Annotated in this window: 13 protein-coding genes; 2 read left to right on the top strand and 11 right to left on the bottom strand. The window is 43.2% G+C overall.

Annotated elements, in window-relative coordinates:
- Nucleotides 1-85: 85 nt before the first annotated feature.
- Nucleotides 86-1,612 (bottom strand): DUF3360 family protein, encoded by a 1,527-nt coding sequence (locus IP485_RS10385; protein ID WP_198327169.1) that lies wholly within the window; start codon nt 1,610-1,612, stop codon nt 86-88.
- Nucleotides 1,613-2,130: 518 nt separating this feature from the next.
- Between IP485_RS10385 and IP485_RS10390 the strand changes: the two genes are divergently transcribed.
- Nucleotides 2,131-2,688 (top strand): DUF4442 domain-containing protein, encoded by a 558-nt coding sequence (locus tag IP485_RS10390; RefSeq protein ID WP_198327170.1) that lies wholly within the window; start codon nt 2,131-2,133, stop codon nt 2,686-2,688.
- Between the two features lie 233 nt (nt 2,689-2,921).
- Here the strand turns inward: IP485_RS10390 and rplS are convergent, their stop codons facing one another.
- The 4 genes from rplS to rpsP all read right to left on the bottom strand — a co-directional run bounded on the left by rplS (nt 2,922) and on the right by rpsP (nt 5,357).
- Nucleotides 2,922-3,344: a 50S ribosomal protein L19 gene (gene rplS, locus IP485_RS10395; RefSeq protein WP_197177547.1), complete on the bottom strand. Its 423-nt coding sequence runs from the start codon at nt 3,342-3,344 to the stop codon at nt 2,922-2,924.
- A gap of 202 nt (nt 3,345-3,546) precedes the next feature.
- Entirely contained in the window at nt 3,547-4,311 is a 765-nt protein-coding gene (gene trmD, locus IP485_RS10400) for a tRNA (guanosine(37)-N1)-methyltransferase TrmD (protein ID WP_198327171.1), read from the bottom strand.
- Between the two features lie 77 nt (nt 4,312-4,388).
- Nucleotides 4,389-4,922, bottom strand: coding sequence for a ribosome maturation factor RimM (gene rimM, locus IP485_RS10405; protein ID WP_198327172.1), 534 nt, complete (start codon nt 4,920-4,922; stop codon nt 4,389-4,391).
- Between the two features lie 165 nt (nt 4,923-5,087).
- Nucleotides 5,088-5,357 carry a 30S ribosomal protein S16 gene (gene rpsP, locus IP485_RS10410; RefSeq protein ID WP_010197931.1) on the bottom strand — a complete coding sequence of 90 codons (270 nt, stop codon included), beginning with the start codon at nt 5,355-5,357 and terminating at the stop codon, nt 5,088-5,090.
- A gap of 447 nt (nt 5,358-5,804) precedes the next feature.
- Here rpsP and IP485_RS10415 point away from each other — a divergent pair, with 447 nt between their 5' ends.
- The gene (locus IP485_RS10415; RefSeq protein ID WP_198327173.1) at nt 5,805-7,298 is read left to right on the top strand and encodes an ATP-binding protein; all 1,494 of its coding nucleotides are present in this window, start codon (nt 5,805-5,807) and stop codon (nt 7,296-7,298) included.
- 93 nt (nt 7,299-7,391) lie between these two features.
- Here IP485_RS10415 and IP485_RS10420 read toward each other — a convergent pair whose 3' ends face one another.
- The 6 genes from IP485_RS10420 to atpG form a co-directional block, all read right to left on the bottom strand.
- Nucleotides 7,392-7,571: a hypothetical protein gene (locus IP485_RS10420; protein WP_198327174.1), complete on the bottom strand. Its 180-nt coding sequence runs from the start codon at nt 7,569-7,571 to the stop codon at nt 7,392-7,394.
- A gap of 60 nt (nt 7,572-7,631) precedes the next feature.
- The gene (locus IP485_RS10425) at nt 7,632-9,320 is read right to left on the bottom strand and encodes an ATP-binding protein (RefSeq protein WP_198327175.1); all 1,689 of its coding nucleotides are present in this window, start codon (nt 9,318-9,320) and stop codon (nt 7,632-7,634) included.
- Between the two features lie 312 nt (nt 9,321-9,632).
- Entirely contained in the window at nt 9,633-10,349 is a 717-nt protein-coding gene (locus IP485_RS10430) for a response regulator (RefSeq protein WP_021812806.1), read from the bottom strand.
- Nucleotides 10,350-11,053: 704 nt separating this feature from the next.
- The gene (locus IP485_RS10435) at nt 11,054-11,470 is read right to left on the bottom strand and encodes a F0F1 ATP synthase subunit epsilon (RefSeq protein WP_194365013.1); all 417 of its coding nucleotides are present in this window, start codon (nt 11,468-11,470) and stop codon (nt 11,054-11,056) included.
- A gap of 104 nt (nt 11,471-11,574) precedes the next feature.
- Nucleotides 11,575-13,008 carry a F0F1 ATP synthase subunit beta gene (gene atpD / locus IP485_RS10440; protein ID WP_194365014.1) on the bottom strand — a complete coding sequence of 478 codons (1,434 nt, stop codon included), beginning with the start codon at nt 13,006-13,008 and terminating at the stop codon, nt 11,575-11,577.
- Between the two features lie 38 nt (nt 13,009-13,046).
- On the bottom strand, nt 13,047-13,928 hold the full coding sequence (atpG, locus tag IP485_RS10445) for a F0F1 ATP synthase subunit gamma (protein WP_194365015.1): 882 nt from the start codon (nt 13,926-13,928) through the stop codon (nt 13,047-13,049).
- Nucleotides 13,929-14,052: the final 124 nt, after the last annotated feature.

Below are 14,052 nucleotides of genomic sequence, written 5' to 3' on the forward strand. Positions count from 1 at the left end.
CAATTATTATCATAGTATCACCCATAAAAAAGCCAGCTTTCGCTGACTTAGTTCGTTCTATGATCGTTTATTCAGCAACATACTACTAATGGCGGAAGTTAACCATTAATGCTGGGATGCCTGGTAGCATACCAACGATAGCCATCACGCCTGTCAATACCACAAACATAATACCCGGTATGATCCAGCGGCTCATTTTAGTCAAATTGGCGCTGCGTTCTTTCGAGCCAATCAAGCCCAAGTTATCGAGCAACAACGTGAGTGACCAACCAAAGGCAGGATTCACTAATGCAGAGGCAAACACCACAATCGCAGCAGACTGCGTGGTTTTACCTTCGCGCGTCATCTCCATGCCAGCTTCAAGCAGTGGAATAAACACACCAACGATCAAGGCCACACACATCACTGGCTGCCAGATGGCCAAATCCATTGGATAGCCCCAAACCCCTGCGATGATACAGAATAGAGCCGTCAATAAGGCACCGGCAGGAATCGGACGTTTGGCAATCGCCGCAGGCACAATATAGGTGCCCCATGATGACGCAAAGTTAGCACCGCCCAATACAGAGCCGACGACCTGACGAAACGATGCGCTAGTCATGGTGTCATCGATATCCATAAGCACTTTTTCAGTACGCTTAGGATAGCTGATTTTTTGGAATACCTGATGACCCAAGAAATCTGGTGACCACATAGCAACGGCCAAAATAGCAAACGGCAGTACCACTATGAAGCTCTCAACCGTTGGTAATCCTAGCATCCAACCGGTATTTTCGCCCCACCAATACATTGGATTCATGTTTGGTAAACCTGGTGCCGTTTTAAACTCAAAAGGAGCGCCCAATGCAAATGCAAGTCCGCCACCTAACAAACAGCTTAGCGGCACAGCAAGCCAGCGTTTTTGCCAGTGCTCAAGTAATGCATATAGCAGGATAGTGGCGAGAATGATAAAGAAAGCAATGTGCGACATGCCAATCCCTTCTGCCCAAGCAAAAAGGTTTTTGACTTGTGAGGTGGTACCGATAAACCCTAAGTAAATCAAGAGGCCACCGCACACGCCTTTACTGGTCAGATTTGCTAGCAGACTCCCCCCTTTACTAATGGCGAGGATTAGACCAAAAGCACCTATAAGCAAACCAAAGGCCATCGGATGCCCGCCAGCAGCGACCACGATAGGAATCAAAGGGATTAGTGGGCCGTGAGTACCGGCAAGGTTGGCAGTGGGCAGTAGAAAGCCTGAGAATAAAATAATAAAGAAGGAGACGATCAGTAGCTCATAACGCACGTTTTCTAAAACAAACGCATCGCCCAAACCAAGCGGCCCTGCAAATGTTGCAGCAATGGCGCCCACCATGACAACTTTACCAATGGTTGCGGCCATCGCTGGAATGGTGTCTTCGTATTCAAAACGATAATCACGAAACGGTAAATTGGGGCGCCAGCGTTTGGGCTGCATGATTTGTAATTCATGATTGAGATAATCATCACGGCTAGAAAAGCTCGCGCTGGGCTTATGCAAATCTGCATAGCTACCTTGTAATTCTTGTTCATGATCAGATAGGTTGGATGGCGGCGGCGTAGACCCAGAAGAAGGGGTCTGAATATTACTCATCACATTTCCTTGTGTTTGTTAAGTCTTTGATGGATCAAATTTTGATTTGATCTTTTCTATTCTGTAAAAACCAAGACGGCCGTCACAAACTGCGAACTATTGTATGTCATGAGGTAGTGAAATGCGAATCTAAAACCATTTAAAGATACTGTGAGTATCGTTATAATGTATAAATTAAAGTTTCTATTTGGCACGACTTTGAACTTAATAGAAAACCATGAGGAAGAAACAGCTCTAATATCAACTTTGAATTAGCGTAAATGACCATTTTTTTAATAGTCATTGATATCTGGGCATTTTCTATCACATGGCTGAATAATGAAGATAGTTGTAATAAATAGCGAATCCTACTTTCCAATCATCATTAAAGTGTTATTTCAGTTACGCTTTAAAGCTAGCGAGCTGAGTGGTTTTTAACTATGATAAATGTTTTTTATTCATTAACTTCAACAGTTTCTAGTCAAAGACTGTACTATCGATACCATTAGAAAATAAAGAAAAAGCAACAGGATAAGTTTATGAGCGTACTCCCTATCAACCTTGAGACCTTGAAGCGTCGGGCCAAACAGAGCCTGATACCATTATTGACACCGTACTTATTAAAACTGCGGCTAAATACTTACGCACCATATATTGGTGCTGGCATCAAGATCGACTACATCAGTCTCGATCAAGGTTTGTGCGTGGTGAGCATGGGACTTAACGCACTCAACAAAAATATCGTTGGTACTCAATTTGGAGGGAGTCTGTATTCGATGGTCGACCCTTTTTACATGCTCATGTTGATGCATCAATTGGGAAGCAATTATGTGGTATGGGACAAAAGCTCACACATTGATTTTGTGGCGCCTGGCAACAGTAAAGTCATAGCGCGAATGAAGATACCTAGCGCTGAAGTGATTACCATTCAGGAGTTAGCAAAAGACGGTGAAGCCGTATTTCGCGAATATAAAGTCGATATCGTTGATGATCAACAAAAACTCATCGCTACCGTCACTAAGACACTATATATTAGGCTGCGAAAATACAGTAAGTCTAAAGAACAAGTAAGCCGAGTCGAAACGCAGGATAATTAATAGCCTCTAGTATCTGCTGATATCAAATCAGTAGTGACACATACCCAACAACCATATAGGGTCCTACATACAAAAACCCCAATCCAGCATTCGCATAGATTGGGGTTTTGTCTTTTTTGGTATGGCCCGCTTATTTATATGATAAACCTATGAATAAGGGCTTGTATCTACTATTACCTTATCTTGAATCAACCCTAAAATGATACGATTGATTCAAGACGGCAAACTTGTACTTAGATACCAGGTGCAGTGTCAACTGCATTAGGTACGCCAGCGTCAGTTTTCTTTGGAGCAGCTGCACGCGGAGCAAGTTTTTCGCGGATACGTGCTGATTTACCAGAACGCTCACGTAAGTAGTATAGTTTCGCACGGCGAACAGCACCACGACGTTTCACTTCAATACTATCGATGATTGGAGAATGCAACTGGAATGCACGCTCAACACCAACGCCACTTGAAATTTTACGTACGGTAAACGCTGAGTTTAGACCGCGGTTACGCTTAGCAATTACAACGCCTTCAAAAGCCTGTAAACGCTCACGCTCACCTTCACGTACTTTTACTTGAACTACAACGGTATCGCCGGGTGCAAAGCTTGGACGCTCAAGCAATTGAGCGTTTTCGATGACCTGAACCAATGGGTGCTTGTTGCTCATGAGAGTTATCTCCTCACATTAGATAATAGAGGCTTAACGCATATCACCTGTTTGTAATAATTAATCGTATCTCTTTATAGTGAGACACAACGTAAATGGGTTATAACCAACGGCCACTATGTGATGACTCGTTTTATTATTGCTCAAAATTCTGTTTTTAACTGTCTATCAAACTTGTTGATCAAAAATCAAATTTAATAATTTATTTTTTCTCTGCTTTTGCCAGTGCCTTTAACCACTTCGCCTGCTCTACCGTCGGTGTGAACGCTTGCCACAAGTCTGGACGACGCGTTTGCGTACGACTGACTTGCTGACTAAAACGCCACTTGGCGATATTGGCATGGTGACCTGAGAGTAAGACTTCAGGAACCACCATACCCGCAAACTCATGTGGCTTAGTATAGTGTGGGCAGTCAAGCAAGCCATCGACAAACGAGTCTTGCTCCGCTGACTTGTCATCACCCATGATATCAGGCAGACGACGTATCACACTATCCATCAGCACCATTGCTGGTAGTTCGCCACCAGTCAACACATAATCACCCAGCGACACTTCCCTATCGACATACTGTGACAGTAAGCGCTCATCGATACCTTCATAACGACCGCACAATAAAATTATGCCATCGTAATGGGTCATATCGACCACGCCACTCTCATTAAGCGTCTGTCCTTGTGGTGACATATAAATCACCGGACAGTGCTCGCTGTCGACACGGCAGCCGTGCTGACTGGCCCGCAGGCGCGCATCCTCGATGGCTTTCGATAATGGCTCAGCCATCATCACCATGCCAGGACCGCCACCATAGGGGCGCTCATCAATACGGCGATAGTTATCAGTGGTGTAATCACGTGGATTAATGCACTCAATCGTAACTTGCTCCTGAGTGACTGCCCGCCCCGTGATTCCAAACTCACAGATGGTGGCAAACATTTCAGGGAAAATACTAATTACGGCAAAATACATCTGATGTCTACTTGCATTGTGGCTAAAACAATCGGTATGACTACCAATAACACTTGGCTAAAAAGCCAGATATTATATTAGTAATCACTTTGCCATGTAACCAGCACTGTTTTTTCGGCCATATTGACCTCTACAACAGTTTGCTTGTGCCATGGAATCAGGCGCTCTTCATTATCTAAACTGTCTGAATTTGCCGCTACACGCATGATAGCGTGGGCACCAGTCTCAAACATTTCAGTGATATTACCTAGATATTCACCCTGCTCGTTCATCACGCGCAGACTGACCAAATCCGACCAATAATATTCGTCTTCAGCTGTTTCAGGCAGAATGTTTTGTTCGACCCAAACGGTAACACCGTTCATAGTCTCAGCAACATTACGATCAGGAACCTGCTCAAACTGAGCCACAATTCCTGTTCCTTGCTCACGCCATGCCTTTACAGTCAAAGGTTTCATACCAGTGGCAGTTTTCATCCACCACGGCTTCATATCGAATATCGCTGTGCGGTCATCCGTCTCACTGAATACCCAAAGCCAACCTTTGATGCCGTAAGGCTTTTTGAGCTGACCAATTTTCATAAGGGCACTAGCGTTTGGAACAGATGACATAGCAGCTAACCTAACAATGATTAAAACAGCAATTGCAAAAACAATTGTGTCAAAAGCGATAAACAGTTAATGGCGCACCCTGGTCAGACCAGTTACGCTATGTATTCTAAAGTCTACTGAGCAAGGTCATAGTCAGACTATAAACGTCTCAGTAATAACCTAAACTTAAGCAGTTGCTTCAGTTTGAGCTACAGACTTGTTGTAAGCTTTTGCTAATGAAGCAACGCGATCTGAAGGTTGTGCACCTTTAGCGATCCACGCATTGTACGCTTCCATGTTCAAACGTACTGCTTCTTCAGACTCTTTAGCGAGTGGGTTAAAAAAGCCGATGTTTTCAATATAGCGACCGTCACGCGCGCGGCGTTGATCAGCAACAACTACTTGATAAAATGGGCGTTTCTTGGCACCGCCCCGTGCTAAACGAATAACAACCATGTGAATTCTCTCTTTCGCAGGTATACCAAAAAGGGCATAATTATATCACAGTCTTTATTTGTTGAAAACATAAACTGTGCATATTTAATTATTTATTAACAATAGCTTAAATGTCGGGCTATGTAAAACAACATTATTAATAATCGTTCATTATTCCACTTATAGAGCGACTCATCATCACATAGAATTGCCAAGATATGGTTGGATTTTTGCCAAGCTGTGTCGATGCAGTTGCTAATATCTCAATATTCTCCGTCTTGCTTTGCTTGCCCTACTACGATTTATCTTACTTTTGTCACCATTTTCAAAAAGAGGACTCACTTTAGATTATGCTATTCTATAATGTGCCACTCTCGCATTCTATCCTCGCCATCTACTTAACTTTGGTACGACTGCTGGCGCATTAACCTGCATGAAACAACAGCACTCCTAACTTGATGGATTCATATGACCACTTTAAACCCGAAACCACGTCGTAAAAACTGGCTACCGCGCTCCTACTCCAATACGTGGCTCACCACATTGATGGTCGTTTTTATCGTCTTTATCAGTGTGAGTTTGTCGATTCTATTTTTTTGGCGCAGTCTCTATTTGCCGGAGCTTAAGAACCATGCACGTTATTTGACCAGTGAGCTACAACTGATCAATAGCGTCAATAAAGACTGGGAAGGACGTCCTGATGTGCGTCAATGGATTTATCAACATTCTCATGTGGTGGTGGTTAATAACCCAAGTGAGTTTCCTGAAGTCGCGGACAAAGCCTTTGTGAGTGTCTTCACCGATGTATTACAGACCCAGATTACCGCACAGCTCGGTCGACCTGTAGAAGTGTATTTCAAATTCAAACCGACACCGCAGTTGTGGGTTCAAGACAGCCGCGATAAAAGTTTTTGGATTCGAGAGCCTGTGGTTTACTACTCACAATACAGCCCCACATTGTTGATATTGTTCCTGATTGGTCTGCCCATCTTATCGCTACTGACTATTGTCTTACTGGCACGACAGTTAAACCGTCCATTGCGATATTTGCAGCGCGCAGCGACCAACTATATTCGTTTGGGTCATGCCACAACATTACCTACCCAAAAAGGCCCGACTGAAATACGTCAAGTTAACATGGCTTTTAATCGGTTATTTACGACGCTCAATCAAGCACAAAAAGAGCGCACTATCATGCTCGCCGGTATTTCGCATGATTTGCGGACACCGCTAACTCGTATGCGCTTGACTGCTGAGATGCTGCCAGATGATTTTTTCCGTGAAGGGCTGATTTATGATGTTGAAGACATGGATGCAATTTTAGAGCAGTTCATCTCATTTATGAAAGATGGCTCAGATGAACCAGTCAGCCTAACCAATTTGGATACCATCTTTAATGAAATCATAGTGCAGTTTGCACCGATGCAGTTTGTGTACGAGTCAGAATGTCGCAAAGTTGTACCAGTACGCCCATTGTCTATCAAGCGTCTGGTCATTAACCTAATAAATAACGCCAATCGCTATGGCAAACCACCCATCTATCTATCTGCAACCGTCATACCAACGTTTCCAGAAGCAGTTGAAGAGGAAGATAGTGACGTAGTCAGTGAGTGTGCTGCAAATAGCGAGGCTCAAGAACAGCTGGTAATCTGTGTCCGCGATTGCGGTGACGGTGTGGCAGAAGATCAATTGGAGCGTATCATGCAACCGTTTGAGCGAGGAGAGACCGCACGTACCACTCAAGGTAGCGGACTGGGTCTAGCGATTGTCGACCGTATTGCACGGTTACATCATGGTACGGTTGAAGCCGTTAACCACCCTGAGGGCGGACTACAAGTATGCGTCCGTATCCCTCTATTGTCTAAAGTAGCTGGTGATGAAACGGCGGCGGCGGACACAGATGAGACAACCGGGACAAGCTCTATAGCCATAGGCCATGTAGCACCTGACAAACATGAATGATCAGGTAGTTAATAAAGCGATTAATAAGTCGATAATTCATAGATATTGTGGCAGACAACTCAGTGTCTATATCATTTAACAATACACTAGTCTCTAGTCTCTAGTACCGATAATAGGCGGGAGATACTCAGCACTATTGGTAAACACCAATGGCTGAGTGATTTCTTGCTGGGCTGTTTTCACTGTTTGGGTCGCTGAAGGCTGCTGCAGAAATAGATAATATCCTAGCGTAACCGCATTTAACAGTACCAAACTGCCAAATAAGTATGGCATCCTTTATTCTCCTATCCTTCAAATCCATCTAAAATTAGTGAGCGCGACCGATACAACCTGTTATTTGGTATCGAAATCACGCTCGCTTTTTTCTTGCGTCAATTCATCCGCAGCAAGAATCTGAGTCAACGGCTTAATTGGCCATGTCATCACGAATCTGGCACCGCCAAGTGTTCGGCTTTCATCTACTTTCATACTACCATTAAACCAAAAAGCAATACGCGATACAATGGACAGTCCCAAACCGTAGCCACCTGAGGCACGTGTACGGCTGTCATCTAAGCGCGAAAATGGTATAAAGACTTTTTCGCGATCAGCTTCAGGGATACCATGACCATCATCTTCAACGCTGACAAAGGCATTGCCTTTTTTGATACCAGCACTAATAATAATCGTCGTTTCAGCATAGCGTAATGCATTACCCGCAAGATTTTGGATCACTCGATGTAAATAGCGACGGTCAGCAACTGCCGTTACTTTTGCATTGGGTAAATTGGCCACAATTTTAATGGGCTTGCCAAGCGCATTGGTCTCACGCTCGATTTGCTCCAATAACTCTTTAAGATTGACTGGCTCCAGATCTAATTTTGGTGAGCCTTCTTCGAGCTTGGCATAAGTCAACATCTCGTCGATCAACCCATTAAGCGACTCAATATCTTCATCGATGTAGTCACGTTGCATAAAACGTGAGTCTTCGTCATCTGTATCAGCAAGCATATCGACGGCAAACCGAATACGGGCGACGGGTGTACGAAGCTCATGTGACACAGCACGCGTCAGCTCTCGCTGTGACTCAATCAAACGCTTAATATGTGACGTCATTGCATTAAAAGTCGCAGACAACCGCGCGATCTCGTCTTGTCCGATGACCTGTACTTGAATATCAAGATTGCCTTTACTCACCTCACTGACACCGACCTGAATCAGCTGAAGCTTACGCTCTAGCGGGAAAATCAGTGCATATACGCCTAGGCTGATCAAAAACATACTGATCAAAATCATACTAACAATTAAGTTCAGTGGAAACCAATTGAACAAGGGCACAGGACCAATCAAAATCGCCATATCATTGATCTCTGATGGCACGACAATTCTGATGGCCGAGTTACTCGTACTACTGTTGGTATCTTGCAATGAGATAACCACTTCGTCGCGGCGCAGGCGTGATAACTGATCTGAATCCAAATCCAATGTATTGACCGCTTTGAACTCTAAAGGAAAAGAGAATTTCTTTTCAAGCTCAGACAAACGTGCTCGCTTATCGGACAATGTCATATGATAAGACAAATCATCTAGCAAAAATACGGCAATCGCTCGCACTTGCTGCTCCGTAACTTGCGATATCCTAGCTGTTAATACATTTTTTTTGTCTGGCAAGCGGTAATAAACATCAGCATATACCGGCTGGCTGGTATAACGCACAACCGTATTGTCGTTTTTAAATCGTCGCAACTCACTGGCATTAAACTCTACGTCATCGATAGGCACGACTTTAAAAGTCGCCCCAAACAAACTACTGGCATCAGATAACCAATACGCTTTTTGCTCTTCACTTTCTTGATGAGAGATACCTTCGCTCACCAAATGAAACGCTCCCATTGCCATGTTTTCTCGGTAAGACTGTACCCGCTCTTTATTGATCGTATCCATCAACAGTTGAGCAAATAGTGCCACACACAAACAGACGATAAGCAGTCCGGCGTAAATACGGACAAAGATACTGTGTTTTAAAGAAGAGACTAATGACATACGTGCCGTGACCAACTTAATAAATAATAACGACTGATATCATGGGCATATGGGTGATGCGCTATCACTGATATCGAGCATTGTTGAATAAAGACAAACCCTGATTCATACGTTTTATTTGTCATGCCATCATCATTTGATGATTCAGACAGATCACAATATGTATAATCAGGCCATAATAATGAGTTAATTAAACCACATAACGCCTTAATTAAGTTTAAAAATTAAAATATACCCACAAAAAAACCAGCAATAATGCTGGTTTTTCTTAAATAGCGATTAGTAATCACTCATTATACAGACAAGGCCGTTTTAGTTGCCTTCCTTCACAAATAGATAGCCTTTACTACGTACGGTTTTGATACGTTTTGGATTTTCTGGATCATCACCGATTTTTGGACGAATACGCGAAATACGTACGTCAATCGAGCGATCTTGACCATCATATTCAATACCGCGTAGACGCTCAAAAATATCTTCACGAGAGAGGATACGACCTGCATTCGAAGCAAGCAGCCATAGCAAATCGTATTCAGCACTGGTGAAATCAACCAGTTCATCACCCAAATTCACTGAACGACCACCGTTATCAATCACCAACTCACCAAACTCTAAACGCTGTGGCACATCTTCTGATGGTGCATTCTCTGAGCGACGCAATAGAGCGCGGATACGAGCAAGTAGTACGCGAGGCTGAGCAGGTTTGGCGACATAGTCATCAGCACCCATCTCAAGACCCAACACCTGATCCATATCTTCAGTACGAGCAGTCAACATCAGGATAGGATTCTGATAGTGCGGACGAACCTCACGGCAAACTGTCAAACCATCACTACCAGGAAGCATCACATCAAGCACAACCAAATCTGGTTGTTCATTGACGATGCGGCGAATAGCGCGATTACCATCAGTTTCAATTGCCACTTCTAGACCATTTTTGACCAAGTAATCTTGGGTCAACATAGCCAGGCGCTCATCATCTTCAACAATCAAGATTCGGGGGGTGTTGTCTTCTTCATTCGTTGTCATTGTTATATCCTCTAATACATCTAATTTAAAAGCAGTAAAAGTAAGAGCGGTAAAATTAATAGCACCATAAAGTGGCACAATTGATGTTCGTATAGCTGTTACAAACTTGGTAGCATAGTATACTATTAAACCGTTAGCTTCCTATACTATAGCTGATAACCAGTAACAAAACCTATAAACTACCTCGATTAAAACTTTAGTTTACGTCCAAAAATCATATCATTTAACGTCATGATAACCAGCTGAATTTTTTCTTTTCACGACTTAATATACAAATACCTATAAATCGCTCAAAGAAATAATTAATGTGCCGTTATCATACTTGCATAACTGTCTAATATAGGTAGTACGTCATGTCTAATATAACCATATATTATTATGGTTACCAGTGACTTTTGATAAATACTATCGCACTGGTTGACTCATAGATAGTAGATGACAAACCCTTAAAAAATTGCTGGTGTTATATGTTATTCACCGATTACTTCTGACTATCGTCAATCCTTTATAAAAGAGCTATAGCGTTAACCTCGCTTGAAATATTACATATACATCTGCACTCGGTTGACTTGACTGTCTTTTAAACTGAATCAACTGTATCTTCTTATAGCATCTATTAAAATAAAGCAAAGCATAGGCAAAAAAAAACAGCCCATAGTGGGCTGTTTTTTTGATGACTTATAGCAAAGGCTACTGATAACAAACTATACGCGGTTTTTGTACTTACGGATAGTTTGCAGTTGTGCTACTGACTCAGCAAGTGAGGCCAAAGCTGCATTGGTTTGCAAAGTATCAGACTGGTTAACCAGCATCTGCTCCGCTTTTCTACGCGCTTCGACGATTTTGCTTTCGTCCAAGTTGTGTGCACGCATTGCTGTATCAGCCAATACGGTAACCATCTTAGGCTGTACTTCTAGCACGCCACCTGAGACATAAATCACTTCTTCTTCACCGTCTGGCGTTTGCACTCGCATCGCACCCGGTTTTAACAAAGTAATAAGCGGTGTGTGACCTGGCAATACACCAATCTCGCCTTCGGTACCCGTCGCTATTAACATGCTAATTTCGCCTGAATATAACTCTTCACGAGCACTTACGACGCGACATTGTAACGTTGCCATACTTAACTCCTCACGATCAAAACACAATCAAAACTGCGATGCGTTACTTAGTGGCAAACAGCCTTGTTATAGACTATTTGCCCTTTAGCAAATGCTAATACAACTTACGCTGCAGTAGATTTCATTTTTTCTGCTTTAGCAACAACTTCATCGATGCCACCAGCCATATAGAACGCTTGTTCTGGTAGGTCATCGTATTCGCCAGCGATGATTGCTTTAAAGCTAGCAATGGTATCGCGTAGTGGTACGTATTTACCAGGTGCACCAGTAAAGACTTCAGCTACGTGGAATGGCTGTGATAAGAAGCGCTGAATCTTACGCGAACGATAAACAACCAGTTTATCTTCTTCTGATAACTCATCCATACCCAAGATAGCGATGATGTCTTTCAACTCACGATAGCGCTGCAAAATTTCTTGCACGCCACGAGCAACGTTATAATGCTCTTCACCGATAACTAGTGGATCTAGCTGACGTGAGGTTGAATCTAGTGGATCAACCGCAGGATAGATACCTTGTGAGGCAATATCACGGCTTAATACAACAGTTGCATCCAAGTGAGCAAACGTTGTTGCTGGTGATGGATCCGTTAAATCATCCGCAGGTACATAAACAGCTTGAACTGAAGTGATAGAACCTGACTGAGTTGAAGTAATACGCTCTTGTAGCATACCCATCTCTTCAGCAAGTGTTGGCTGATAACCAACCGCTGATGGCATACGACCAAGCAATGCTGATACTTCAGTACCAGCTAGTGTATAGCGATAGATGTTATCAACAAACAGCAATACGTCACGACCTTTGCCAGTAGCAGGATCTTTAGTATCACGGAAGTATTCAGCCATGGTCAAACCAGATAGTGCAACACGCAAACGGTTACCCGGTGGCTCATTCATCTGACCGTATACCATCGCAACTTTAGATTTGCTAAAGTCTTCAGTGTTTACAACGCCAGCTTCTTGCATTTCGTGATAGAAATCGTTACCTTCACGAGTACGCTCACCAACACCAGCAAATACTGACAAACCTTCATGTTTTAGAGCGATGTTATTAATCAGTTCCATCATGTTAACGGTTTTACCAACACCAGCACCACCAAACAGACCAACTTTACCACCTTTTGCAAACGGGCAAAGTAGATCAATAACTTTGATACCAGTTTCTAACAGCTCAGTGCTGTTCGACTGATCCGCGTAGCTTGGCGCTTCACGGTGGATAGACCATTTTTCGTCAGCTTCTACAGGACCTTCTTCATCGATAGGACGACCAAGAACATCCATGATGCGACCTAGTGTGCCGATACCAACCGGCACAGCAATTGGTGCACCAGTGTTCGTAACAGGTAGGTTACGCTTTAGGCCTTCAGTTGAACCCATGGCAATAGTACGTACAATACCGTCACCTAGCTGTTGCTGTACTTCTAGGGTGGTTTCAGTACCATCTACTTGCAAAGCATCATAAATCTGAGGAACTTCGTTACGGTTGAACTCAACGTCAAGAACCGCGCCAATAATCTGTACAATACGACCGCTACTCATTGCGTTCTCCTTGAACTTCTATATATAGGTGTAGTCAATTATGAAACAGCAGCAGCACCGCCAACGATTTCCGAGATTTCTCGAGTAATCGCCGCTTGACGCAGCTTGTTATAAACCAACTGTAAATCGTTAATAAGGTCACCGGCATTATCTGTAGCGGCTTTCATCGCAACCATACGTGAAGACTGCTCAGAGGCAATGTTTTCCATTACCGCTTGATAAACAATCGACTCGATATAACGACCAAGCAACTCATCAATCAATGTTTTGATATCAGGCTCGTAGATATAATCCCAGCTAAGTTCTGTCTGTATGCCACTGTCTTCATCATCAAACGATCCCTCTGGCAGAGGAACCAACTGAGTGACTGTTGGCTTCTGAGTCATGGCATTGACAAATCGGTTGTATACCACATAGATACGGTCAATATTACCGTTACTATAATCTTCAAGCATGGCTTGAACAGGGGCATTCAACTGCTCGAATGTCGGTTTGTCGCCATAATCAGTCACAGCTGATGTGACTTTACCACCAAAGTTTTTGAAGAAACTGACGCCTTTGGCACCAATAACTGCAAACTCGGCTTGTACAGACTGATCTTGATATTCTTGAATACTTTTAGATAAGGCTTTGAATAGGTTAATATTCAAACCACCCGCTAGGCCACGGTCAGAGGTAATGACGATATAGCCAACCTTATTGACTGGACGCGATACCATATACGGATGTTTGTAGTCTGATGAAGCATGCACCAAATGTGAAATAACCCGGCGCATACTATCAGCATACGGGCGACCCACTTCCATGCGCTCTTGGGCACGGCGCATTTTACTTGCCGCTACCATTTGCATTGCACGAGTGATTTTCTGGGTGCTTTTAATACTGGTGACTTTGGCACGTATCTCTTTTAAGCTTGCCATAATGATTCCAATATAAGAGGGTTAAAAAGCATTGGCGCATGCGACAATCAGTGAATATAAACATCAATCTAGTAGAATAACATTTTATATCTTGCGCATGACGCGATCTAATACCGGTAATGGT

The sequence above is a fragment of the Psychrobacter sp. NG27 genome (assembly GCF_016106655.1).
Lineage (GTDB): Bacteria > Pseudomonadota > Gammaproteobacteria > Pseudomonadales > Moraxellaceae > Psychrobacter.